Origin of the sequence: Dyadobacter subterraneus, assembly GCF_015221875.1 — a bacterium.
GTDB lineage: Bacteria > Bacteroidota > Bacteroidia > Cytophagales > Spirosomataceae > Dyadobacter > Dyadobacter subterraneus.
In genome coordinates this window covers 893,034-918,304 of sequence record NZ_JACYGY010000001.1, presented here as the reverse complement: position 1 = coordinate 918,304, position 25,271 = coordinate 893,034, and the positions used below count along the sequence as shown (strand labels likewise).

General features: G+C 39.6%; 16 protein-coding genes. 10 read left to right on the top strand and 6 right to left on the bottom strand.

What is annotated here, in order from left to right; genetic code table 11:
• Window positions 1-205: 205 nt before the first annotated feature.
• Entirely contained in the window at window positions 206-1,528 is a 1,323-nt protein-coding gene (locus tag IEE83_RS03890; protein WP_194119320.1) for a M16 family metallopeptidase, read from the top strand.
• A gap of 54 nt (window positions 1,529-1,582) precedes the next feature.
• The gene (locus IEE83_RS03885; protein ID WP_194119319.1) at window positions 1,583-2,959 is read left to right on the top strand and encodes a M16 family metallopeptidase; all 1,377 of its coding nucleotides are present in this window, start codon (window positions 1,583-1,585) and stop codon (window positions 2,957-2,959) included.
• Between the two features lie 150 nt (window positions 2,960-3,109).
• On the opposite strand, the gene IEE83_RS03880 is transcribed toward IEE83_RS03885, so the two are convergent.
• The 3 genes from IEE83_RS03880 to IEE83_RS03870 form a co-directional block, all read right to left on the bottom strand.
• Window positions 3,110-4,567 (bottom strand): M20 family metallopeptidase, encoded by a 1,458-nt coding sequence (locus IEE83_RS03880; RefSeq protein ID WP_194119318.1) that lies wholly within the window; start codon window positions 4,565-4,567, stop codon window positions 3,110-3,112.
• Window positions 4,568-4,713: 146 nt separating this feature from the next.
• On the bottom strand, window positions 4,714-6,393 hold the full coding sequence (locus tag IEE83_RS03875; RefSeq protein WP_194119317.1) for a RagB/SusD family nutrient uptake outer membrane protein: 1,680 nt from the start codon (window positions 6,391-6,393) through the stop codon (window positions 4,714-4,716).
• Between the two features lie 138 nt (window positions 6,394-6,531).
• Window positions 6,532-9,786, bottom strand: coding sequence for a SusC/RagA family TonB-linked outer membrane protein (locus tag IEE83_RS03870; protein WP_194119316.1), 3,255 nt, complete (start codon window positions 9,784-9,786; stop codon window positions 6,532-6,534).
• A 667-nt stretch (window positions 9,787-10,453) separates the two neighbouring features.
• Between IEE83_RS03870 and IEE83_RS03865 the strand changes: the two genes are divergently transcribed.
• The gene (locus IEE83_RS03865; RefSeq protein ID WP_194119315.1) at window positions 10,454-11,317 is read left to right on the top strand and encodes a sugar phosphate isomerase/epimerase family protein; all 864 of its coding nucleotides are present in this window, start codon (window positions 10,454-10,456) and stop codon (window positions 11,315-11,317) included.
• Window positions 11,318-11,446: 129 nt separating this feature from the next.
• On the opposite strand, the gene IEE83_RS03860 is transcribed toward IEE83_RS03865, so the two are convergent.
• The 3 genes from IEE83_RS03860 to IEE83_RS03850 form a co-directional block, all read right to left on the bottom strand.
• Entirely contained in the window at window positions 11,447-13,489 is a 2,043-nt protein-coding gene (locus IEE83_RS03860; RefSeq protein WP_194119314.1) for a T9SS type A sorting domain-containing protein, read from the bottom strand.
• A 363-nt stretch (window positions 13,490-13,852) separates the two neighbouring features.
• Window positions 13,853-14,908: a hypothetical protein gene (locus tag IEE83_RS03855; protein ID WP_194119313.1), complete on the bottom strand. Its 1,056-nt coding sequence runs from the start codon at window positions 14,906-14,908 to the stop codon at window positions 13,853-13,855.
• A gap of 3 nt (window positions 14,909-14,911) precedes the next feature.
• A complete protein-coding gene (locus IEE83_RS03850) occupies window positions 14,912-16,339 on the bottom strand; it encodes an MBOAT family O-acyltransferase (protein WP_194119311.1) in 1,428 nt (475 codons plus the stop codon).
• Between the two features lie 324 nt (window positions 16,340-16,663).
• Here IEE83_RS03850 and IEE83_RS03845 point away from each other — a divergent pair, with 324 nt between their 5' ends.
• The 7 genes from IEE83_RS03845 (at window position 16,664) to treA (ending at window position 25,269) form a co-directional block, all read left to right on the top strand.
• Entirely contained in the window at window positions 16,664-17,620 is a 957-nt protein-coding gene (locus IEE83_RS03845; protein ID WP_194119310.1) for an isopenicillin N synthase family dioxygenase, read from the top strand.
• An 81-nt stretch (window positions 17,621-17,701) separates the two neighbouring features.
• Window positions 17,702-18,889, top strand: a complete 1,188-nt coding sequence (gene chrA / locus IEE83_RS03840; protein ID WP_379992813.1) for a chromate efflux transporter — start codon at window positions 17,702-17,704, stop codon at window positions 18,887-18,889.
• A gap of 110 nt (window positions 18,890-18,999) precedes the next feature.
• Window positions 19,000-21,966 (top strand): serine hydrolase domain-containing protein, encoded by a 2,967-nt coding sequence (locus IEE83_RS03835; RefSeq protein ID WP_194119309.1) that lies wholly within the window; start codon window positions 19,000-19,002, stop codon window positions 21,964-21,966.
• A 160-nt stretch (window positions 21,967-22,126) separates the two neighbouring features.
• Entirely contained in the window at window positions 22,127-22,372 is a 246-nt protein-coding gene (locus tag IEE83_RS03830) for a hypothetical protein (protein ID WP_194119307.1), read from the top strand.
• Window positions 22,366-22,647 (top strand): type II toxin-antitoxin system RelE family toxin, encoded by a 282-nt coding sequence (locus tag IEE83_RS03825; protein ID WP_194119306.1) that lies wholly within the window; start codon window positions 22,366-22,368, stop codon window positions 22,645-22,647. Before IEE83_RS03830 ends, IEE83_RS03825 begins: the two co-directional genes overlap by 7 nt.
• A 70-nt stretch (window positions 22,648-22,717) precedes the next feature.
• Complete coding sequence (locus IEE83_RS03820) at window positions 22,718-23,656, top strand: M20/M25/M40 family metallo-hydrolase (protein ID WP_194119304.1); 939 nt, start codon at window positions 22,718-22,720, stop codon at window positions 23,654-23,656.
• Window positions 23,657-23,718: 62 nt separating this feature from the next.
• The gene (treA, locus tag IEE83_RS03815; RefSeq protein WP_194119303.1) at window positions 23,719-25,269 is read left to right on the top strand and encodes an alpha,alpha-trehalase TreA; all 1,551 of its coding nucleotides are present in this window, start codon (window positions 23,719-23,721) and stop codon (window positions 25,267-25,269) included.
• The last annotated feature ends 2 nt before the right edge of the window (window positions 25,270-25,271 follow it).

Here is a 25,271-nt window from a genome sequence, read left to right as displayed (position 1 = left end):
ATGCGGTGCTTGCACCTTGAATTTTACAAAATTATAGATTGCAATAAATATTTCAGTGCGCCGCACCTTACGATTGTGTTAAAATTTATGTTGCTTCAAATAATATGACTATTTGAACCCAAACATCTTTTGCCATTCGTCAAAATGCTGGTTTCCGTCCCGGTTTTTTGTTTATTATTACAAAACAAAAAACTGAATCGTAACTATGAAGCTACGCAAACTATTGTTGGGAGCAGCAATAATGGCTGGAATTGGTTTTGCCAATGGCCAAAGTAAACCCGAAGATGTCAAAACTTTCACGCTGGCAAACGGCATGAAATTCCTGGTGCTCGAAGATCATTCTATCCCTAATGCCAATATGTATTTGTTCTGGAAAGTTGGTTCCAGAAACGAGGTTCATGGAATTACCGGCCTGTCGCATTTTTTTGAACATATGATGTTCAATGGCTCCAAAAATTACGGACCCAAACAATTCGATCGCACCATGGAAGCAAACGGCGGTTCCAATAATGCCTATACTTCTGAAAATGTAACTGTATACACCGACTGGTTTCAAAAAGACGCGCTGGAAACCATTTTCAAACTGGAATCCGACCGCATCGCAGATCTGACTATTGATCCCAAAATGGTCGAAAGTGAGCGCGGTGTTGTTTTATCTGAAAGAAGTACCGGTTTGGAAAACAGCAATTACCGTTTACTTAGCGAATTGGTTCAATCCGTTGCTTTCCAGGAGCATCCGTATATGTTTCCGGTGATTGGTTTTGAATCTGATATCAAGGCATGGACGCAAAGTGATCTTGAAAATTATTTCAAAACCTATTATTCGCCAAACAATGCAACGGTTGTTGTAGTCGGGGATATTACCGTCGATCAGGTTAAAAAACTGGCTGACCAATATATGGCTCCAATTCCTGCCAGAGGACTTCCTCCAAAAATCCGCACCGTTGAGCCTGAACAAAATGGCGAGCGTCGGGTTACAACTTATAAGGATATTACAACTCCAAATGTTTTACTTTCTTACCATACACCGCAAACCGGTCATGAAGATTATTATGCACTGGATTTGCTGAGCAGCTTATTAACATCAGGAAATTCTTCCAGATTGGTAAAATCGCTGGTGATGGATACCACAATCGCTTCACAGGTTTTCACTTTTATGGGCGAAGGTTTTGATCCGAATCTGTTTAACATTTATGCGGTTGCGGGAGATAGCGTTTCGGCTCCGACGCTTGAAAAATCGATTCTGACACAAATTGATCTGATCATTAAAAGCGGTGTTACGGATAGTGAATTGCAAAAAGTAAAAAACCAAAAACTGATGGAATTTTACAGAAGTATGGAAACGATCAATGGCAAAGCGAACAGTATGGGAACGTATGACGTATTTTTTGGTGATTACCGGAAAATGTTTGACGCCCCAAAACTGTATGGAAAAGTGACCGTGGATGATATCAAACGGGTAGCTGCCAAATATTTTACAGAAAGAAACAGGACCGTTGGTTATTTGTTACCTGAAAAGAAAGTCTGATAACCGACTCCTCATTTGTTTCAAATCTTTTGTAATGATCTAAAAAATTTCAAGATGAAAAATATATTCCTTGTGCTGTTAACCCTGACAACTTTGTCGGTAACTGGACAAAACAATTTTAAGGTCCCGAAGTATGAAAAGTTCAAATTAAAAAACGGACTTACAGTTTATTTGATGGAGCAGCATGAAGTGCCGCTGATCAATGTTTCCGCCGTTTTTGACGCGGGTTCTATCAATGACGGCGAACAATATGGCTTGGCAAGTCTGACGGCTGATGCTCTGGTTTTTGGTACCCAGAAATACACAAAAGCCCAAATTGAAGAAATAACGGATTATGTTGGTGCAAATTTAACTACCACCGCTGGAAAAGAAGGCGCAAGTATCCGCTCGTCGTTTGCAGTAAAAGATCAGGAAAAACTTTTTGATGTTTTGCAGCAAATCATGATTCATCCGGTTTTTGATGCTGTTGAATTCAACAAACATAAACAAAGGACACTGCTTGAACTGGCACAAATTAAAGAAAGACCACGGAATGTAATCGGGAATTATTTCAATGGTTTTGTTTTTGACAAACACCCTTATGCGACGCCAACCGGAGGTTCGAAATCTACGGTTGAAAAAATCACGAACGATGATATAAAGAAATTTTATCAAAGCAATTACACAACCGGAAAAGGTGCCATTGCCGTTGTGGGTGATTTCAAAACGGTTGATATGAAGAAAAAAATTACCTCACTTTTCGGCGACTGGAAAACGGCAGAAGCCAGAATGGTGAAACGTGTGGTACCTGAACTTGCCTTTACCAAAAGTCGTGTTTTACTTGTGAATAAAGACGATGCCCGTGAAACCACGTTTTTCATAGGCGGAAAAGGAATTCCGTACAGTTCGCCTGATTATATTCCGGTTCTTGTAGTGAATACCATTTTGGGTGGCAGATTTACTTCGTGGTTAAATGATGCGTTACGTGTTAATTCGGGTCTTACTTATGGCGCAAACAGCCGTTTCAGCAGATATAAAATGGCCGGGACTTTTTTCATCAGCACTTTTACAAAAAACTCAACAACAGTTCCTGCGGTTGATATGGCTTTGAGCGTGCTTGACAGTTTGCATAAAACCGGAATCAGTGAAAGCGTTCTGGCATCTGCAAAATCGTATGTAAAAGGAGATTTTCCACCGGATTATGAATCTGCCGGAGCATTGGCTAATTTACTTACAGATATGTTTCTCTACAATTTTGACGAAAACTTTATCAATACTTTCCAGGCAAAAGTGGATGGATTAACCACTGCTCAGGCCAAAACAATTATTGAACAATATTTCCCAAAAGATAATCTGCAATTTGTCATGATCGGAAAAGCGGCGGATATTAAAGAGCAGATCAAGAAATATGGGGAGGTAACGGAGAAGCAGATTAAAACGGACGGATATTGAGGGGGACTTCGGCTTTCGGCAGTCGGCTATCAGCTGGCTGCCGGGAATGAGTTTGGAGTAATATACTCATCGGCTTTCGGTTGTCAGTTTTAAGCTAAAATGCATCATTATCATTTTAGCCGAAAGCTGACCGCCGAAAGCCGAAGTTTTTTAATTTCTATAATCCAGTGCCGGTTTACGATTTCCTACCATGGCGTCGTATTTGAAATTAGGACCTTTTGCTTTTTCCCAATCTGCATGTGCTTTTTGGATTAAAGCAGGGTCTTTAAATAAATCGATAGCCGTTAGTGCCAGTGTTTTTGAGGCTACCATCATTCCTTTTTTACCAATTTCAGTTCCCCCTGCTGCAACAGCCTGCCAGCTGTGCGCCGGTGTTCCTGGCACCCATGTTGCGGTTGAAAGACCAACTGTTGGCACGGCCCAGCTTACGTCACCAACATCTGTGGAGCCGCCCATTCCTTCAACTTTTGTTGAAAATGCAGGTACTGTTTCAGCTTCGGTATATTTTGGTTTGGTTTCTGTTGATGCAGGTAATGTGGCGATAATCTTTTCAGAAAATGCAATTTCCTCAGGTGTATATTTAACACCACCAACGGTTTCCAAATTTTTAAACATCACACGGGAAAGTGATTCAACGGGCAGCAAATCATAAGCACCGCCAGTAATTTCCATTTCTACCTTTGTTCCGGTTCCCATTGCGGCACCTTTTGAGGCTTCAACAATTCTCGACCAAACATCCTTTACCACCTCACGGTTGTTGTGACGGGCGTAGTAATATACTTCTGCAAAGGCAGGAACCACGTTTGGCGCTTCTCCTCCGCGTGTAATTACGTAGTGAATGCGGGTTTCCTGAGGAATATGCTCACGCATCATGTTCACCATGTAATCCATTGCTTCCACACCATCTAAGGCGGAACGTCCGCGTTCGGGTGCTCCGGCAGCATGAGCAGCTACGCCATAAAAACGGAATTTTGCTGAAATATTTGCCAAAGAAGATGCCGGATTTGCTGAATTCCGATCTCCCGGATGCCAGTGTAAAACAATATCTGAATCCTTAAAAACACCTTCTCTAACCATATAAACTTTACCCGAACCACCTTCCTCAGCCGGGCAGCCCATCAATTTGATGGTGCCTGTTTTTCCATTTTGTTTAAGCCAGTCTTTCACCGCAATGGCAGCTGCCGTCGAAGCGGTTCCGAAAAGATGGTGACCACAAGCATGTCCTGCCTTTTGTCCTTCAATAACTTTTCTTTCAGGAACTGCCTGTTGAGCCATTCCCGGAAGTGCGTCGTATTCAGCCAAAATACTGATTACCGGTTTTCCCTTTCCATAAGTTGCTACAAATGCTGTTGGAATACCTGCAACTCCTTTTTCCAGCGTAAAACCTTCTTTTTCCAATTCCTCTTCAAGAATTGCCGAACTTTTGACTTCTTTATACCCAACTTCCGCCAGATCCCAGATTTGTTTCGACACATCTCCGTAGTGATCTTTTTTCTTATCCAGATTTGCAATTACTTCTTTCTGCTCTTTGGTAACAGTCGCCTGACCGTAAGTTGAAAAAGTACTCAGGCTTAATAAAGCTAGAAAACCAAGGTTGATTTTTTTCATAAGTATGGATTTTAAATCAAATAAATATCCCTGCATGTTGGCAGAAACGAAAGTGTAAGCCTTTTAAAAATAAGACAGGAAGGCAGCGAACTGCCTTCCTGTCTTATTTTTAATTTATTTAACCAACCGTTTTTTTAATTCTTCAATTAAAAATTAGGGTTAACCGTAGCAACTCCTGTTGTAGGATTCAACACAGATTCGTCTGCCGGGACATCCCAGTAATCAAGGAAGTTATAGTTGATTGTTGCTTTTGTATTTACAACACCAGCAGTTGTTACGATTGTGTTGTTGTAGCTGCCACCACCGTTTGTGATGTCATAAGTCCATCCCCATCTTCTGTTATCGTAGAATGAAAGGCCTCTGTAAATCAGAGAAACTCTTCTTTCTTTAACAAGTTGCGTAAGTGCACCTGCCAATGACAAACCAGTTCCTGCCACAGGAGCAACACCAGCACCAAAGTAAGTTCTTACAGCATCAATATAACCAAGACCTTTTTCAATATTACCTAAGCGAATGTTAGCTTCTGCAAGCATAAGCGCATTTTCCTCGTAACTTCCAGCGATAATAACTTCGTATTCACCAACTGTTTTGCTTCCATAAACATAAACGCCTGCCTGTCCTGCGCCGCCATCAATCTGGTTGTAACGGGTAGTGTACGAGAAGTTGTTTTTGTAAGTAGTAGCAGTACTGAAATTATTCGTAAGCCTCTTGTCACCAGCTGTAAAATTCTGGATAAAACGCTCCTGAACTTTGAAAGTCGAACTTGTATTTACACCTGTTGCCAATGCAGCGGCTGTACCACCAGTTGCAGTAAACATTGGGTTGCTTGCTGTGCTTCTTCCAGTAAATACGACATCACCTTTTTGAATACCAGCTGTTGCCAATGTCAATACATTTGTCCAGTCAGCGGCAGTCATTGTTGTCGTAGAAGATTTTGCAATTTTTGCGTCAGGATTTCCATTAACAAAAGGAGCAAGCTTGTTTACCAGAATGTTACGTGCCAACATCGTGTTGATGTTTCTCTTCCACTCCGCTTTGCTTGGAATTCCACCGTTTCCAACCTGAGTAAATTCAGGAATTAACTGGCCCAAAATAGCGGTGTAGTCGCTTTCGCTTGAAATACCATCAAGTGTAGTTGCAGTCAGTTTGAAGTATTCTTCAGATTTGGCAAGAATTGCATCGTGCAATACATAATTGCTGTTGGTTGTTCCTGCTTCATCAATGATCAAACCGGCATAATATTGTGAACCGATAGATGCATATGCGTATCCCTTCCACCAGTAGCACCATGCTTTTACCGTAGCAATTTTTGAAGCTGCATCACCCGAAAACGGAATTTTATCAACCAGACTTAATACGGTGTTACAAGCATTGTTAAGTGCATACATATTCAGCCACTGATAGTAGATGGCGTTGTTACCAGCACCGGTAGCCGCACGTGTATTGTATGTTCTGATAAGACTGATGTTCGGTGAACCGTTTGTTACTTTCGTACCGTCATCCAGAATGTAATAGTTAGCCACACCAATGGTTGCCACCTGGTTGTTGGATGCATCCGCAGAAACGTTATCAGCCAGAAGCTCGCTATATCCCCATGGGAGAGAAAAATAGCTATTTCCAAGCCAGTTATCTCCATTGTAGAAGCCATTAATATAAACACCTCCCTGAGCGAGAGAGATCAAACCGGTTTCAGTATTTACGTTGGCATCGATCGTTGGCGCATTAGGGTTTCCAACGTCCAGTTTGTCTTTACAGCTATAACTTCCGAAAAGTAAGGTCGCTGCAAAAATCGTTTGAACAAATTTATTTTTATTCCTGATTTTCATTTTTTTAAATTTTAAAGTTTACAAATAGTAGTGAGCAATAAGTCCGGACACTACTGAATCCTGCGTTTTAAATTTTAATCATGTTTCAGCACTTTGCTGATAACACTTCTTTCGCCACGAGCGGGTATCCGCTACTTCTTAAAACCCAATATTCAACCCAACCTGATACGATTTTGTATTAGGTAAAGTACTGTGATCTACTCCTCTGTCGAAAGATGAGTTAACAGATCCTGAACTTACCTCAGGATCATATCCTGTGTATTTTGTAAACGTTAGAAGGTTTCTTCCGGTAAACACAAGCTGGCATCTGTTCAACTTAGGAATATTGAAAAGTTTGGCAAGGTCTAGGCCAAGTGAAACGTTTCTCAATCTCATGAAAGATGCATCTTCAAGGAAGTAATCTTTTGTTGCATTGTTACCGGCACCACTTTTGCTTCCCCAAAGTGCGTAGTATGCGCTACCATAGTAAGAAGAGAATGCGCCTGTTTTTCCGTCAATAGTAACAGGTTTTTCAAAATCACCGCTGATACCGTCACGATACATCCATTCTTTTGTCTGGTTGTAAAGATGGCTTTTGTAAACCCAGTCAAACTGGAAACCAAGCGTCAGGAAGTTTTTGTAAGTAAAGGAGTTAATAAATGAAGCATTGAACTTCGGATTTGGGTTTGACAATGCATATGTTTCGTTAGTAAACTGGATTTGATAATCCGATTTTCTAACTACACGTCCGTCAACTATCTCGTAAAGATTTTCATTTCCTTCTTCAATGTATCTTGTACCGTCTTTTCTCTTGAAATCAAGGCTTGTCAAGGCTTTGTAGCCGTAAATCTGTCCGATTTGCTGACCACCCGTCAACACAAGCGAAGTACTACCTGCATTTGACGTAAGAATGATATCCGCACCGCCTGCAACTGCATCAATTTTAGAGATCTGATGTCCGAAGTTGGTTGTGAAATCCCATTTGAAAGTTTTAGAGCTGTAAACCGGCAAGTTCAAAGAGAACTGGACACCATTTGATGACATGTCGATTGCGTTAGTCAACTGACCTGTTGAACCATTTGATGGTGCTACACTAACTGTGTATATAACGTTAGCACTTTTACGTTTCCAGTAAGTAAACGAACCATTGATGTTGTTCAACCAAGGACTGCCTTCAATAGCGTTGAATGTAAAATCTGTACCGAATTCAGTTTCTTTTGAAACTTCCACCTGCAAATTAGGATTATTAGCCGTAGTTGGAATCGTGTAGATCAGCTGGCTACCAAGGTTACGTTGACTTAAAACAGGATATCTGTCAAAAGCACCTGGCTGGATACCCGCTTCACCGTATGCCGCTCTCAATTTAAAATAAGGAAGAATGTCAGTTAATCTGCTATTCTTGATGAATGAAAGAGGCAGAATGTGCCCGTCAAAGTGAGGGAAAGTAAATGGTTTTGATCCACCACCAAAAGCAGATGACCAGTCACTTCTAAAGCCCGCCGTAATTCCACCATAATCACCAAAATCAACCTTTTGATTGACTAAATAACCGTAAGTAACAAAAGGCTCTTTGTAATCTCTGTCAACAGCCTGAGATGAGGTTGCAGATATGTTAGTTGGAGGCGCAAGAGACAGACCCAATCCGTAAGTATCGTACTCTTTGTACATTTTGTTACGATAGTCAAATGACACCTGAGTACTTGTCTGAATAGGAACTTTGATATGGAAATCTTTTTCGAAATCTGTTCTGATATAAGCTGTTGCCAGGAAGTTCTGGAATGTTGAGCTATATGACCAATCATCGATTTCACCTAACAAATCCGGTGCGTAAGTACTTACATAACTATCGTAGTATTGTGCGTTCGCATTTTCAGACTGATTCTTGTATGTCCATCTTGAATTTTCAGTACGATAGTTGATACCGTATTTTGCGTCAAGTTCCAAGAATTTGTTGACATTATAGTTGGCATCAAAATTCTGAATTATATCGATTTTATGATCAATGCTGCTTGCATAAGCCTGGCGGTAAAAAGGATTACCGGCGTTGATACTTAAAAAGTCAGCTGTTTGATAATAAGGATAAGTCCCATCTGCATTTTTTCTTGTAAGATCGAAAAATGGAGAAGTATTAAGGAAAGAATAAACACCGCCATTGCTACCTAACAAATTTCCTTTACCGTAATCTTCTCCTCCGGCACCACCCAAACCAGGCACCAGGTCATTTTTGGTATATACCAATTGTGTGGTAGATCTGATCTTAAAACCTTTGAAGAGTTCTGTTCCCACGTTCACCGTAAGGTTACTTCTGTCTACAGAACCATTTTTCATTACAGGACTTACCGTGTGATTATTTGCAGCCGAAATAGCAAAGTCACTCTTATCAGATCCGCCCGAAAGACTAAGGCTGTTATTAAATGTTGTCCCTGTTTTGAATACTTGTTTGAAATGATCATAGTATTTCAAATTGGCATTGTAAGGCTTATCAGCTACGTTCAGTGGGTCCAGCAAAGCAAGTCGTGCAGCACCGCCATGTGTGTAGGAAATCCCTGTAATGGATCCAACGTCTGTGTAATCAAGAATATTTCCTTTTGCATCAACAATGTTATTGTTGGCATCAGTCAAATAAGGATGCAGCCTTGCTTTGTGCACATCACCTGTATTTAAAAAAGTGTTAGCAGAGTAGCTGGTTGAGAAATTGACAGCCAAAGCACCTTTTTTACCTTTTTTGGTAAAAATCTGGATTACCCCGTTGGCACCCTGAGCTCCATAGATAGAAGCAGAAGCCGCACCTTGAACAACCTCGATTCTTTCAACGTTACTCAAATCCAGGGAGTTAATATCCGTAGAAGCAATCTGGATACCATCAACCATGATCAAAGGTTTTGTACCACCCTGTACTGTGTTGATACCGCGAAGTACGATGTTAACCGGGTCACCAGGGTTACCTGATACAGAAGATATTTGAGCGCCAGGGATTTTACCGATCAACGCCTGGTCAATAGAAGCAGTTGGTGTCTGCGGAAGGTTTTTTGCAGAAATACTTTCTACTGCAATACCAAGTTTCGCTTTTGTTGTAGCCACCCCACTACCTGTTACAACAACTTCACTAAGCATTCGCGCATCCGAAACCAGTTTCACATCTACAATAGCGGAGTTGCTAAGAGAGATTTCCTGTGGAAGCATACCAACGAAGCTAAAAATCAGCTTTCCTTTTGCAGGAGCTGAAATTTTGTAGTTTCCGTCAGTGTCTGTGGTTGTACCCACGTTTGTACCGCCCACCAAAATGTTAACACCAGGAAGTGGCGATCCGTCGTCAGCAGATGTTACAGTACCCGTAACTTGCCTTTCTTGTGCCCATAGAAGAGATGAGCATGAGCACACCCATAGGATGCTCAATAGTAAAAATTTCTTCATTCAAATTAGTTAGTTAGGTAGAAATAATACTGCACTGAAAACCAAATTTAAATAAAGAAATAACTAATACAAACTTCTTGAAAAATGTTTTTTTCAAGAATATAATTTGCCGTAAGTCATAAAATGACAATATTTTATTTGCCAAACATTAGAATAAACATTATATCCTAATAAATATTACTTAGATACAATAAACAGTTCAGAAGGCATCCCGATGTGACATATTTTTTATTAGAAAAGGACAAATATTCCTGAAATAAAAAAATTAAAATTTCTCATCTTTTTTATCAAATAATAAAATATCCGCAGAGAATCTGTTCATTAGGTTAATAATTTTGCGAAATCTTAAAAATACGTATCAAATTGAGTCTTTATTAGGTATGTAGTGATTATTAGATTAGTAACATAAAACAAATTTTTCATCATGCTGCGAAAACTGCGGAAACTTTCGTAGAATTTCTATTGAAATCCGACAGGGCTTATACGTTTGAGAGGTTATAATCGGTTAAGTAATCATCGGATACATATTTTTCGCCTTGCCTCATCTAATAAACTTCAACAGTATTTTTATTTCGGTTGTATCTTTTGAATTAGCTTCTCAAAATATTATTAGTTTGAGAAATTCAATTGTATCATTACAAACAATAACCATTTTATAATTTCATCTATGAATAAAAAAATCATCTATACCGGACTCGCTTTTGCATCTGCATTCTTGCAGATTAATGTTATGGCGCAATCGGGCAAGCCGTTATATACAAAACCTGTGGCGGCACAGGCTTACACTTTCAGATCAAGTTTCCCGAAAGGCATAGAAGCTACGCTCGATACGATACAGTCTCTCGGAATTGTGGAATTGGAAGGCGGACCTCAAAAAGGAATGTCTACTGAGGAATTAAGAAAACAGCTGGATAAGCGAAATATAAAAATGCCGTCTATCGGTGCAGGATATGAGTCACTGGTGAATAATCCGCAGGAAACAATTAATGACGCGAAAATCCTGGGAGCAAACTTTGTCATGGTGGCGTGGATTCCTCACGAAAAAAATAACTTCAATATTGAAACAGCAAAAAAAGCCGTAGCCGACTTTAACAAGGCAGGGAAAATATTGAAGGAAAATGGCATTACGCTTTGTTACCACAATCACGGTTATGAATTTTTGCCTTATGAGAACGGGACACTTTTTGATTACATCGTAAAAAATACAAATCCAGAATATGTTTCGTTTGAAATGGATCTTATGTGGACTGCTTTTCCCGGTCAGGATCCTGTTGCATTACTGAACAAATATGGAAATCGCTGGAAACTGATGCACCTTAAAGATTTAAAGAAAGGTGTCAAAGGCGATAATACGGGAGGAACACCGGTCGAAAATGATGTGGCGCTGGGAACCGGCCAGCTAAATATTCCTGCTGTCTTAAAGGCCGCCAAAAAAGCGGGTATCAAACATTATTTTATTGAAGACGAAAGTCCTTCATTCATGAAACAAGTCCCTCAAACGATCGCTTATATTAAAGGGTTGAAGGAATAAGCTTTGTATGGTTCGCAATCATCGATGCGCTAATTTTTCTTATATAATAGAATAAAAAAACGAATGCCGTATCAAGGTGAGACTTTGATACGGCATTCGTTTTGTAATAATATCGTTTATCAGACTATTTTAATTGACTTTGATAAAACGCAATGGCGTGTTTTGATCGCCATGTAAAACCTTCACAAAGTAATAACCCTGACCAAGCTTGCCCACATTCATTTTGTAGGAATTCTGACCTGGTGTTACATTGATTGTTGACGTGGATAATTTAATTCCGGCCATGTTATACAATTCAATTCCGCTATTTCCGGAAGTTTTAGAAGTGAATTGAACATTTACAAAATCAACAGCCGGATTTGGAGAAATAAATGCCTCAGATAACAGATCGAATTTTGCCGAAATAATTCTGCTCTTTTCAAACGTTCCGTCAAAGTCAATTTGCTTCAACTGATAGTAATTAATTCCTGGCTCAGGATTTTCATCCAGGAAGCTGTAATCACCGATTTTTTGTTCTGTCAATGCTACTTTCCCGATTGTTTGCGATGCATTTAATTTACTATCATTAAAACGAATGATCTCAAATCCTTCACCATTTTTCTCGCTCAAAACTTTCCAGGAAAGATCAATACCTTTTGAAACGGGCGTTGCTGTAAAGTTCGAAACCTCGATAGGAAGCGGCACACCCAATGCGAAAGCTTTTGAACTAACCGCAGAATTACATGAGCCACCTTGAATCTGAAGTGTATAGTTACCGTTGGCAAGATTAGTATAATTAATTGTAGGACGTGCGTTTTGAGGACTAACACTGCTTTCAGTAACCAAGTCATTACCCTGCATAATCCTCCAGTTAATAACGTATACGCCATCTCCATCAAACTGGAAACTCAGGCTCGTATTGGTAACATTAGCCACCTCAGAAACTACCGGGCCCCGGTTACAATTTATATTAATATTGAAGTTCTGAGCACTTACCGTTGAAACACAATCTCCGCCCTGTATTTGAAGTGTATAAGTACCATTTACAATATTTCCGAAAGCCAGTGTTGCACTGTTGGAAGTCAATGTCCCCGTTTTTCCACTAGCCAGTGATACACCGGTGTTATTTCTGATAGTCCAGTTCAGCGAAGTAATATTAGTTCCGGCGAAATTAACCGTAAGGCCTGTTGCTCCTATATTTGTAACAGAGGAAATCGTTGGCCCCCCTGTACAAGCAGGCGCAGTTACAGTGAAAGGCTGGGTGCTCACACTTGAAGTACAATCTCCACCTTCAATTTCGAGTGTATAACTGCCCATGTCCAGTGAAGCAAAGGTAAGATCGGCTATTGTCGCGCCCGACAATGCACCGGTTGTTCCATTTCTCACTACAGTGCCGCCTGACTTAATTCTCCAGGTAACATTTGGGATATTAGTTCCGGAAAAAGAAAAGCGAAGGGATGTTTTTGTAATATTTGAAATGCCTTGCAAAATTGGGCCGGATGTACAGGCCGGCGTTGCTGTAATGAGCGTGGCAGGCAACGGCTCGTTTTTCCAGAAACAGCTGTTTATTTCCTCATGATTTAATGTAAAACCCATGTTAGGGTTCAAATAACTTCCATTTTCACCATCAATAGTCTGGTGAATCAATGCCATACTCAACCCATCAAAATTGACAGCATTTCCTTCACGTTGCAAATTAACTCTCAGGCGGCCATTAATGATTCTTGCATACTGCCTAGATATTACACGATCTCCACCGATGTAGTCACCCAGGAAAAGTTTGTCTGTTATAGGCTTATTATTACAGCGAATTACATTTCCTACCTGGGGCTGAAGATAGCCATTTGATATGGTGCTCGGATCTTCTTCATTAACACAGCTATTAACTAGATTAGTAGCCTGGTCTGGTGGAAAAACACGGATGCCATCTTTATAGACATTATATAGAACCTGATTATTATTGTGAACCTTGGCAGGATTATTCTCCTTCCTGATGTAAACCCGATTTTCAAAAATAACAGTCCAGACTTTTTCATGATTATCCTCCCCCAGCAATTCTCCATCAGTCCAAATTCTCCCACCGCAGCTTACTTGCACTGCGGCTACCCGGTTTGATTGCAGGCTGTCATAAGGTGTTGCCGCTACTAACGCAAAAAATGCACATACATAAAATAATTTTTGTAAAAGTTTCATAGTCAAATTAATGGGAGTTGAGAAGTTAAAAACAATAAAGTTTAATCAGATTACTCTGACGTATATAAGTGAAAATAAAAATTCTGGAAATACGGAATTGAGTAGCATTTGGTTAAAAATGTCAGTGTCAATTCAATTCATTGAACAGGCCAAGCTGCCTTTCGGAGGGATTTATAAAGGCAAATATAAAACTATATGTTAAAATACAATAGAAGGTATTCTACAATATATTAGTATATTTTCTACTGACTTAATTATGGAGTATAAATTAAGTCTATAAGAAAGAGAAAAACACTGGCTATTAAACCATTAAGAAAGATTTTGAATCTTATTCAAACGTGGAGATAATATTTATAATTTAATCTAATTCGCGTATTCTTCACTCCACTGCTTAACTAGTTCATTGGTTTTTTGCAGCCAGTAACGCTTACCGGCTACGTTCCAGTGGCCATCACTTTTATGAAACCATTCTGGATGTTTCCTGATCGTTGACTGAACAGAAATCATGGGAGTTTTCAACAGCGGATTATTTTCGATAAGGGAAATCTGATGGTTATATTCAAATCTGGCATTTTCACAAACCGTGACCTTGTTCGGTATCAGGCAAAAATAAACCTCGTCAAAACCACGACCTTTGTAATAAGTCCTGATTGTATTAATGTGTGTTACCACCGAATCGACAGAAGCTGGTGTGATTTCGTGAAAGGGAGAAAGTTCGCTTTTCTTATCGGCCTCAACACTGTAAAAAAGATATTCATGATTTCTGGAAATGATCGCACCGGTGTGCGTACGGTCAAACCAGCTTAGCATCATACCTGATTTCAATTCTTTTAATTTCAAAAATGGGTTAAAATTGAATAAAAGAAATTCTATCCGCTGATTAATCTGATCCCCAAACTTATCCCACCAGAAAGAACTCCCGCGATCTGAATTGGCAATTTCCTTTTTATAAGTATCACATTTGATCTGGAATCCTCTTTTGATATAAAGTCCCTCATAATCTTTTAATAAACGTTCCTGTATAGTGCGTTCAATTATTTCTACAACCAGAATGGATTTTTTCGCGGTATCAAGTTTTATAGTATCAACATTCATCCCCATCCAGATATGGAAATTTTTATCACCCGCGTAATAGCTGGTGTCCATAGGTGTGAAACTGTCGCCAATTGTATATAGATCGACATTTTTGTACTTTTCCTTAGGCTTGTCTGTTTCTGTTAACGAAGTATTTTTAGCAAAATCAACTTCTTTAAATTTCAACAGGTTGGAAGTGTTGTAAAGATCTCCAAACCGGTATTGATCCGGAATCAGGCCTTTTGCTGCAATTTTTCGCTGTAAAACCGGCGACAAACTAACGATGAATATTATTCCGGAAACGAATAATAAAGAATATCGGATCAACTTATTGATATATCCCATGGCTTAAAATTGGAAATAGATAAATTGATTGCTGGTAAAAACGCCAAACAAATAGCAGCAAAAACAAACAAGCGGAAATAACATCCAGAAGAGTCTGGTATCGGGAATATATCTGGCGAAATATTTATCCTTAATTACCAGTAGCAGCAACAACCCAAGAGAAAAAATAAATTCTCCTGTGTTCATTGCAATGTTGGGAATGCGGTAATCAGAGAAATTAAAGATCTTATGGATGATTTCAAAAGCTTCGGAAACGCTGTTTGCCCTGAAAAATATCCATGCAAACGCAACAAGTAAAAATGTCCATAAAATATGGAAAAGCCTTACCGGTAACGGTCCGCCTTTACCAACATGCGCACGTCTGAAAATCGTATGTGTATTGAAAATTTGTGCTAGAATAAGATAAATACCATGAACACATCCCCAGATAATAAATTTCCAGTCGGCTCCGTGCCATAATCCGCTCAACAAAAATACCACCATGGTGTTGAAATAAACACGGCTTTTTGCTCTTCTATTTCCTCCTAGTGGAATGTAAACATAATCCCGAAACCAGGTTGAAAGGGATATGTGCCAGCGCTTCCAGAATTCGGAAATTGACTCTGCAAAATAAGGTGCGTTAAAATTGGTCATTAATTTAAAACCCATAACCCGGGCAGTACCGATGGCAATATCGGAATAGCCGGAAAAGTCGCAGTAAATCTGAAAGCAATAGAAAAAAGTGGCTATCAATAATGCAGAAGCACTTTGATTAGGGACATCGGAATAAGCAGCGTCCGTGACAAGGGCAAATCTATCAGCGATAACCACCTTTTTAAACATTCCCCAGGCGATCAGCGTCAGTCCGGTTCTTATATTTTCCCAATCGTAATCAAATCTTTCCCGAAACTGCCAAAGCACATTTTGGGGCCTTTCAATTGGGCCCGCAACGAGCTGCGGATAAAAAAGTACATATAAGGAATAAATCCCGAAATTATATTCAGCTTTCTGATTGCCCCGATACACTTCAATCGTATAACTCATCGATTGAAATGTGTGAAACGATAACCCAATCGGAAGAATTAATGACGGAAATATTTCACGAAGCGGAGGCATTTCATTTTTCTGACCGATCAGCTTAAAAACGTGTGTTATATTATTATTAAGAAAATCGAAATATTTAAAAAATGCCAGAAACCCAACGTTGGCGACCAGACTCAAAATCAGAAGCAGTAACCTTTTATGTCCATTTGAATTTTCAATCCAGATGCCTGCAAAATAGTCTATGACGATAACGACGCCAAGAATTATTAAATAAACCGGAATAAAAGAAGCATAAAAGTAAGCACTCGCTGCAAGCAAAAGTAACCATCTAAGTTTCCAGGGGATGGTGTATAACAGTGTGGTAACAAAAATGAAGAATAGTAAAAAGTGTAAAGAATTAAAGAGCATTTGCTTTCTTGTAAATGTTAATATCTAATCCAAATCAAGACAAAATTGCACCAAATTCGGGTTTTACCTGGAGGCAAATATAGAGCTATCTCTTTAAAAATAGTATTTTTTCAAATTCTGATCGTACTTTTTCTATTAAAAGGTTGCTTAAACAATCATGACCTTAAATACTGATTAATAATAAGTTGATTCATATTCTTGCCGAAAAACAGGCAAATTAAGAAATAACAAACTAACTGTTATCTGCGTATGATAGGATTGAATGTTCACGATAAATTGTTGCATGAACAACAGATTGTTTTATACTTTGCATAAAAAAGCATTATGGAACCTGCATTATTAAACGAAGTACCATCACTGGACCTGGCAGACTACACCTCGGGAGATACGTCGAAAAAAGCAAAATTTGTAGCAGACCTTGGTTCTGCCTTTACCAATATAGGATTTGTTGCTATTAAGAATCATGGCCTTAGCGATGATTTGCGAATAAAACTCTATGACGCAGTTCAGCGTTTCTTCTTCTTAACAGAAACTGAAAAGAAAAAATACGAGCATCCTGAATTATTTGGCCAGCGTGGATATATAGGAAAAGGAAAAGAAACTGCAAAAGGTTTTAAAGTTGCAGACCTTAAAGAATTTTATCACATCGGGCAGCCGGAACCTTTGGGTGACATGGCCCATAACGTTTTTCCTGACGAATTTCCCGAATTTGAAGAATACACTACCGAAGTATATAGGACTTTCGAAAATGCTGGTAAAACTTTGCTGAAAGCGATTGCCATTTACCTTGGCCTGGAAGAAGATTTCTTTGAAGATAAAGTCAAAAACGGCGACAGCATACTTCGGGCTCTTCACTATTTCCCGATTGAAAATCCTGACCTTGTCCCTGACGGAGCTGTACGCGCTGCTGCGCATGGAGATATTAACCTCATTACGTTATTAATGGGTGCAAGTGCAGAAGGACTTGAAGTTTTGCGTCGCGATGGAAAATGGATTGCCATTACAGCTTTGCCGGACCAAATTGTTGTGAATGTAGGTGATATGCTTGACCGTCTGACCAACCACAAATTAAAATCAACGATCCACCGTGTTGTAAATCCGCCGCGAGAAAAAATGGGAACTTCTCGTTTTTCAATTCCTTTCTTCATGCATCCGAGAGCTGATATGAATCTGACTTGTCTGGAAAGCTGCGTGAGTGCTGAATTTCCAAAATTATATGTAAATATGACGGCTGGTGAATTTCTGGATGAACGTCTGCGTGAATTAGGATTAAAAAAATAATCCGGTTTAAAACCCGCATTTGAATATGGAAAATGGTAGATCACAAAATTTACCTTTCTAAACCCTTTATCATAAAATCTGTTGAGTAACCCCATCCGCCGGTTTCGTTATATCATTTATCTTCTGGACATTCTTTTGCTGTCATTTACGGCATTTGGAGGTCCGCAGGTACATCTTATGATGATGATCGAAAGGCTGGTCAAGAAACGAAGATATATTACCGAGGAAGAACTACTTGAATTACAGGCACTCTGCCAGATTCTTCCCGGTCCGAGTTCTACACAAACGGTTACTGCAATTGGTTTAAAAATCGGCGGACAACCTTTGGCTTATCTTAGTTTGCTGGTCTGGTCATTACCAGCCATGCTGCTGATGACGCTCGCAGCAATTGGTGTTCATCTTTTGGAACAAAAGAAAATCTCACTTTCCTTCACGCGTTTTGTGGGCCCGATGGCCGTTGCATTTTTGATGCACGGAGCTTACGCCATTGCCCGGAAGGTAATTCATAATTTTCAGGGGTGGAGTTTTTTGATCATTTCCACAATTCTGGCGTATCTTTTTCCCTCGCCTTATATGACGCCGCTTCTGATCGTTTCAGGCGGGGTCGCGGCTTCCTTAAATTTCCGTCAACACGAAAAAATGGAACGCGGGCCGATCAAAATTACCTGGCGGCCGCTTATTTTCTGGATATCGGTATTGCTGGTAGCAGCCGGAATTGGTACGGTTACGAAATCTTTACCCGTTCGTCTTTTTGAAAACTTTTACCGTAACGGAAGTATGGTTTTTGGCGGCGGACAAGTTTTGATTCCTATTCTTTATAACGAGTTTGTAGAATTTAAGCATTACCTGACCGATCAGGAATTTCTTTCCGGAATGGCTTTAACGCAGATAGTTCCCGGACCGGTTTTTTCGGTCGCAACTTATGTGGGAAGTTTATCAATGCAGTCGTATGGCATAACCGGACAAATCATCGGTGGTTTTGTTTCAACGGCTGGTATCTTTTTGCCAGGGACATTTTTTATCTTTTTCGCCTACCCTATCTGGGGACAATTGAAAAAATATCGTGGAATCCGTGCGTCACTGGACGGGCTTCATGCCACAAGCTGCGGACTTACGATCGCCGCCGCCATTTCACTTTTTGAACCGATGGCTGTTGACTGGCAGTCGGTTCTTACCGTTTTAATTACCTTATTGATCCTGTTTTTTACCAAAATCCCTTCTTACCTGCTCATCATCCTTGGGCTTCTTTTAGGATTATTAATTGTATAATTGCTTTCCTCCGATCGGCTTTTCAATACCTAATCTATTAAAGCATTAGCTTTGTTTTAATCCATTTGTTTTCCAAACTTTGGACACTTGATCCTATTCTTTTCCATTTCATGAAAAAAGCTATAATTTTCTTCGTTTTTCACCTTTTGTTATTTGCTTTCAGCAATTCCAAAGCGCAAACTACGACACCGCCACAATTTTTAAACAAAAACCGTCAGTGGGTAGATTCTGTTTTTGCAACTTTAACGCCGGACGAACGAATTTCACAATTAATCATGGTTGCCGCAGTTTCTGATGTGAAACGCGCTGTGATTGACCCCAAAACCAGTAATCCGGCATTTATTGAAAAGCTGATCAAAGAAAATAAAATCGGGGGAATTGTATTTTTTCAGGGCGGCCCGGTTCCACAAGCCAGACTGACCAATTACTACCAATCCATTTCAAAAGTTCCTCTTTTAGTAGCCATGGACGCTGAATTTGGTTTGGCGATGCGGATCGACAGTACCGTTCGCTATCCATATCAAATGACGCTCGGAGCAATTCAAGGAAATGATGATCTGATTTATTTAATGGGAAAACAGGTTGCCCAGCAGGCAAAACGGCTGGGAATGCATATCAATTTTGCACCGGTTGCAGATATAAATAACAACCCCAATAATCCCGTTATCAGCTTCCGCTCTTTTGGAGAGAACAAATATAAAGTGGCCGAAAAAGCACTTGCTTACATGAAAGGTATGCAGGATAACGGCTTATTAACCAGCGCAAAACATTTCCCAGGTCACGGTGATACAGGAACCGATTCCCATTTTGATCTTCCGGTAATTCCACATAATCTGACACGACTTGATACGCTTGAACTTTATCCTTTCAAGGTTTTGATGAACAATGGTTTGAGCGGAATGATGATCGCGCACCTTAGTATTCCGGCTTTGGATAATACGCCCAATTTGCCGTCAACTTTATCAAAACCGATTGTTACAGATTTGCTTCGCACCAAACTTGGATTTCAGGGTTTGATATTTTCTGATGCCATGAACATGAAAGGCGTTACCAAATATTTCGCCGATGGAAAAGCGGATGCAATGGGCATGGAAGCGGGAATGGATGTTCTGGAATTTACAGAAGATGTTTCCAAAGCAGTTGCGGAAATCAAAAAAAGTATTGCAGATGGAAAAATTACGCAGGCAGAAATTGATTTTCGCTGTAAAAAAGTTTTGGAAGCAAAAGCATGGGTTGGTTTGAATCATTACAAACCGGTTGATCTTACCAATCTATATGAAGATCTAAATCCCAAATCGGCTGAACTTACCAATCGTTTACTGACCGAAAAGGCATTGACAATTTTAAAAAATGACGGAAATATTCTTCCGCTTCGTGAAATTGACACGCTAAAAATCGCCTCCATTTCTCTTGGTGCCGACACCACTACCACTTTTCAAAAAACGCTTGATCTGTATACAAAAGTGGATCATTATTATATTCCTTCAAAAGCGACGCCGGCACAGATAGAAATGGTGCGGGCTAAATTGAAAGACTATAATGTGCTTCTGGTTGGCGTACATTTGGGCAGTATTTCGCCAAAAGTAAACTATGGACTTACAGATCAAATGAGTTCTATGCTGCAGGAATTGATTGCTACAAAAAAAGCAGTTATTTCCATTTTTGGGAATCCTTATGTTTTGAACAAAATCCCAAACTCCGAAAATGCCAAAGCGCTGGTAATGGCTTATCAGCTTACGCCATATACGCAGGATTTGTCTGCTCAACTTATTTTCGGCGCAATTCCTGCCAAAGGGAAATTGCCGGTGACCGTAAATACGCAATTCCCTTATCTGGCCGGCATTGAAACGCAAGCTTTGGGACGACTAAAATATACCATTCCTGAAGAACTTGGTCTGGATTCCAAACTGATCACTTTCAAAATCGACTCGATTGCAAACCTGGCTATTAATGAAAAAGCAACACCGGGTTGCGTTGTTCAGCTTGCGAAAGACGGAAAAGTTTTTTTCCGCAAAGCTTATGGAAAACATACTTATGAAGGAACTGCGAATGTGAAACTGACGGATTTATATGATCTGGCTTCGGTAACAAAAATCACAGCATCCACTCTTGCGCTGATGAGTTTGTACGACCAGAAAAAATTCTATCTGGATGCGACGATGAAAGATTACATTCCTGAATTTAAAAAATCAAACAAAGCAGATCTGACCTGGCGTCGGGTTTTGACGCATAGTGCGCGTTTGAAATCTTATATCATGTTCTGGAAGGAAGCGAAAAATCCGGACGGGACTTTAAAAAAAGAAGTTTTCAGCACTACACAGTCAAAAAAATATCCTACTTCGGTTGTTGGAGACAGTCTTTTTATTCGTAAAAATTACGTTAAAACGCTTTACAAAGGCATCAAGGATTCTCCTCTGAATAAAGATGAGGGATATGTGTACAGCGATTTATCTTTCCTTCTTTATCCAAAAATCGTAAAGAGTTTGACAGGTGTTGAGTTTGAAGACTATTTGAAAAATAATTTTTACAGCAAACTGGGTGCAACCACTTTAACTTTCAATCCAAAACGTTTTTACAAACTGGAAGATATTGTTCCGTCAGAAAGAGATACATTTTTCCGTCAGACTTTAATTCACGGACAGGTGCATGACGAAGCGGCCGCAATGATGGGCGGTTTGAGCGGTCACGCGGGACTTTTTGGTGATGCGAATGATGTAATGAAAGTTTGGCAGATGTATTTGCAAAACGGTTATTACGGCGGTCAGCAGTTGATTAGCAAAGATGCTTTATTTGAATTTACGCGTTACCAATATCCCGAAATGGGAAGTCGCCGTGGATTAGGATTTGATAAACCAACCTTTAAATATTCCGGAAATGCGCCTAAATATGCCCATCCGATGAGTTTTGGACATACCGGATTTACCGGAATTATGGTTTGGGCTGATCCGTCTAACAATCTGAATTATGTATTTCTGTCAAACCGGGTTTATCCGACAAGAGAAAATCCAAAAATCTCACAGCTCAACATCAGAACGGCGATCATGGACGTTGTTTACGAGGCTTTGAGGAAAAAATAAAAGCACTTTTTTCAAATATTTTTGGAGGAGGTCTTATGGCCTCCTCTTCTGCTTTTAAATAATAAACATTATATTTGAATAGAAAAATTAATGATTTTGTTATGAAACTTTATTCGTAATGTTAAATATTGTTGAGAGTTACATAGAGCTTAAAAAAAATATGGCCATACTTATTAACAAGTCTGGTTATAAAAATGCTTACCTGGCAGAACAAATTGGGATTCCGGCACCAACATTCAGCATAAAAAAGCAAAGAGGGAACTGGACCGAAACAGAAATTCAAAAAATACTTGCCATTATTGAGAATGAAAGGCTGGAAGATTTTTTCATGCTTGAACTTATGCGCAGCGAAAAAGATGAACCACGTTATCCGATTTCAGACTTGAAAAAGAATCTGGGATGGTAGTTGAGTTTGTCAAAAGATTTGAAAAGGAATTAAAAAACGCTCCCAGAGATATTCAAAAACGAATAATCTTAATCGTTGAAAAACTCCAGTCTGCAAGTTCCCTTGAAACGGCCGAAGTTGATTATAAAAAAATGGAAGGTCAAAAGCCCTGGGAAAATTATTACAGAATAAGAGTTGGAGACTGGAGCATCGGCGTCGAATATATCAATCCCGATATTACATTATTAAGATTACTGTGCCGCGGTACTATTTACAAGAACTTTCCACCAAAATAAATCACATCATTTCTTGTTCCATTTAAGAAGATTATCAAATCTGGTAACTTTCAATTCTATTTTTTGCCCAATGAAATATTTCCTTACACTTCTGCTTACATCATTTATTACAAATTCATTTGCCCAAACCATTTCTCCATCTCCTGAAAACATTTCAAAACATGTTTACGCATTAGCCTCCGACAAAATGAAAGGGCGTGGTACCGGAAGTAAAGAAAACTCCAAAGCTGCGGAATATGTCATCAAACAGTTTAAAAAGTACGGCCTCAAACCACTCGGAACGGATGGATTTAAACAACCATTTATCGCCAAAGTAAAACGTGTTGTTGTTCCGGACAGTTTGAGAAAAACGGAGAACATTATTGGTTTTCTTGATAATGGAGCTGAATACACGATTGTAATCGGTGCACATTTTGATCATCTTGGGATGGGAAATCAGGGAAGTTCAAAAGAGGAACATCCCGAAGGAAAAATTCACAACGGAGCAGATGATAATGCATCCGGCGTAGCGGGACTGATTGAACTGGCACGTTATTTTTCAGAAAACAATATTAAGGAAGCCTATAATTTTCTTTTCATCGCCTTCGGTGCTGAGGAACTGGGACTTCTGGGATCAAAACATTTTGTAAATAATCCGACGCTGCCTTTAAGCAAGATCAATTTGATGTGCAACATGGACATGATCGGGCGTTATAACCCAGATCGGGGCGTGGGAATTGGTGGCGTTGGTACCAGTCCGCAATGGGCCGGAATTTTCGAGAATGTCAAAGGAAGTGTCAGGTTTTTTACGGACGCAGCAGGTAGCGGAGGGTCAGATCACGGATCATTTTACGCAAAAAAAATACCGGTTCTGTTTTTTCATACCGGCGGCCATGATGACTATCATAAGCCTTCCGACGACCCGGAAAAGGTGGATGTAAAATCAGAAGCCGGCATTCTCAACATTGAAATAAAACTCATTGAAAATGCCATGAAGTTGCCAAAACTGGATTTTACTGAGGTAAAATAATTTGTTTTGATCGAATGATATTAATACCATAAATAAACTGTGAACCTTTAATTTTTCAGGATTTGTTCGGATTTATTGCGCCCTCAGTTACGTTTGGTCAATCGCTGACATCTCCGGAAGAGTTGTTTGGCTCCTTATTTAATGATATTCAAAACAGTCATATATTCAGTGATTCCAAAACCTTTGCAGATTGTATTCCTACGGAAGATCCGGTATTGATTATTGAAAGATATTATCAGCAAAAAAGTGATCCGGATTTCAATCTGGTAGAATTTGTACACCAGCATTTTCGAATTCCAAGAGAAATAAAAGTTGATTTCAAGCCGGATCCTGATCTTACAACCGAAGAACACATCCGTAAATTGTGGCCATATCTTACCCGTCAGCCGGAAGATCAGGAACGCGGCGGCTCACTGATTCCACTTCCAAATCCTTACGTAGTACCTGGTGGCAGATTTCGGGAAATTTATTATTGGGATAGTTATTTTACAATGCTCGGGTTGAAAGAATGTGGAAGAGTTGATCTGATCAAAAATATGATCGACAATTTCGCTTATCTGATTAATACTTTCGGGCACGTTCCTACGGGAAACAGGACATATTATCTAAGCCGGTCGCAACCTCCGTTTTTTTCATTAATGGTCAGGTTGTATAGTGAAATGGAAGGCAAAAAGATCCTGAAAAAATATTTGCCTCAGATGAAAAAAGAGTACGATTACTGGATGGATGAAGGTAATTGTGAAAGTGGCGATTTTAACTGCAACCGTCGTGTAGTCCGCTTTGAAAATGGAGTTTTATTGAATAGGTATTGGGACGACAAAGCCACACCCAGACCGGAAGCTTTCCGGGAAGATGTGGAATTGGCAGAGGAAGCTTATGAAAAACATAATGTCTCCAGAGAATCAATTTATCGTCACTTACGCGCCGCTGCGGAATCCGGGTGGGATTTCAGTACCAGATGGTTTGGTGATGAAAATGATTTTTCAACGATTCAAACCACAGATATACTTCCGGTGGACTTGAACTGTCTGATGTACCATTTGGAAAAAACATTGGCCGAGGCATATCTGCTGAATGAAGAATTTGAATGTTACCAGGATTTTGAATTAAGAGCAAAAAAACGCTGCGAGGCTATTGATACCTATTTTTGGGACAGCACCCGGAATTATTATATGGATTATAATTTCACAAAAAAAGAGCAATCAAAAGCAGTAACATTAGCGGGGGCATTTCCTTTGTTTTTTAAATTGGCCGGAAAACAGCAATCGCATTACGTCAGGGCTTATATCCGTCTCAATTTTATGCGTTCTGGCGGTTTATTAACTACAAAATTAAAAAGTGGACAACAATGGGATGCACCAAATGGCTGGGCACCGCTGCAATGGATTACTTACAAAGGTTTGCGTAATTATAATTTTCACAAAACAGCAAATGAACTGAGTGCGGAGTGGCTTTCCTTGAATGAAAAGGAATTTAAGCGTACCGGCAAAATGATGGAAAAGTACAACGTTTCCGATACTAATCTGGAAGCTGGAGGGGGCGAGTATGATGTACAGGAAGGTTTTGGTTGGACAAACGGCGTGTATTTACGAATGAAAAACAGGAAAAAATAAAA

Coding starts and splice junctions, on each gene's coding strand:
- IEE83_RS03890 (WP_194119320.1), top strand. CDS start 206: ATGAAGCTACGCAAACTATTGTTGGGAGCAGCAATAATGGCTGGAATT.
- IEE83_RS03885 (WP_194119319.1), top strand. CDS start 1,583: ATGAAAAATATATTCCTTGTGCTGTTAACCCTGACAACTTTGTCGGTA.
- IEE83_RS03880 (WP_194119318.1), bottom strand. CDS start 4,567: ATGAAAAAAATCAACCTTGGTTTTCTAGCTTTATTAAGCCTGAGTACT.
- IEE83_RS03875 (WP_194119317.1), bottom strand. CDS start 6,393: ATGAAAATCAGGAATAAAAATAAATTTGTTCAAACGATTTTTGCAGCG.
- IEE83_RS03870 (WP_194119316.1), bottom strand. CDS start 9,786: ATGAAGAAATTTTTACTATTGAGCATCCTATGGGTGTGCTCATGCTCA.
- IEE83_RS03865 (WP_194119315.1), top strand. CDS start 10,454: ATGAATAAAAAAATCATCTATACCGGACTCGCTTTTGCATCTGCATTC.
- IEE83_RS03860 (WP_194119314.1), bottom strand. CDS start 13,489: ATGAAACTTTTACAAAAATTATTTTATGTATGTGCATTTTTTGCGTTA.
- IEE83_RS03855 (WP_194119313.1), bottom strand. CDS start 14,908: ATGGGATATATCAATAAGTTGATCCGATATTCTTTATTATTCGTTTCC.
- IEE83_RS03850 (WP_194119311.1), bottom strand. CDS start 16,339: ATGCTCTTTAATTCTTTACACTTTTTACTATTCTTCATTTTTGTTACC.
- IEE83_RS03845 (WP_194119310.1), top strand. CDS start 16,664: ATGGAACCTGCATTATTAAACGAAGTACCATCACTGGACCTGGCAGAC.
- IEE83_RS03835 (WP_194119309.1), top strand. CDS start 19,000: ATGAAAAAAGCTATAATTTTCTTCGTTTTTCACCTTTTGTTATTTGCT.
- IEE83_RS03830 (WP_194119307.1), top strand. CDS start 22,127: ATGGCCATACTTATTAACAAGTCTGGTTATAAAAATGCTTACCTGGCA.
- IEE83_RS03825 (WP_194119306.1), top strand. CDS start 22,366: ATGGTAGTTGAGTTTGTCAAAAGATTTGAAAAGGAATTAAAAAACGCT.
- IEE83_RS03820 (WP_194119304.1), top strand. CDS start 22,718: ATGAAATATTTCCTTACACTTCTGCTTACATCATTTATTACAAATTCA.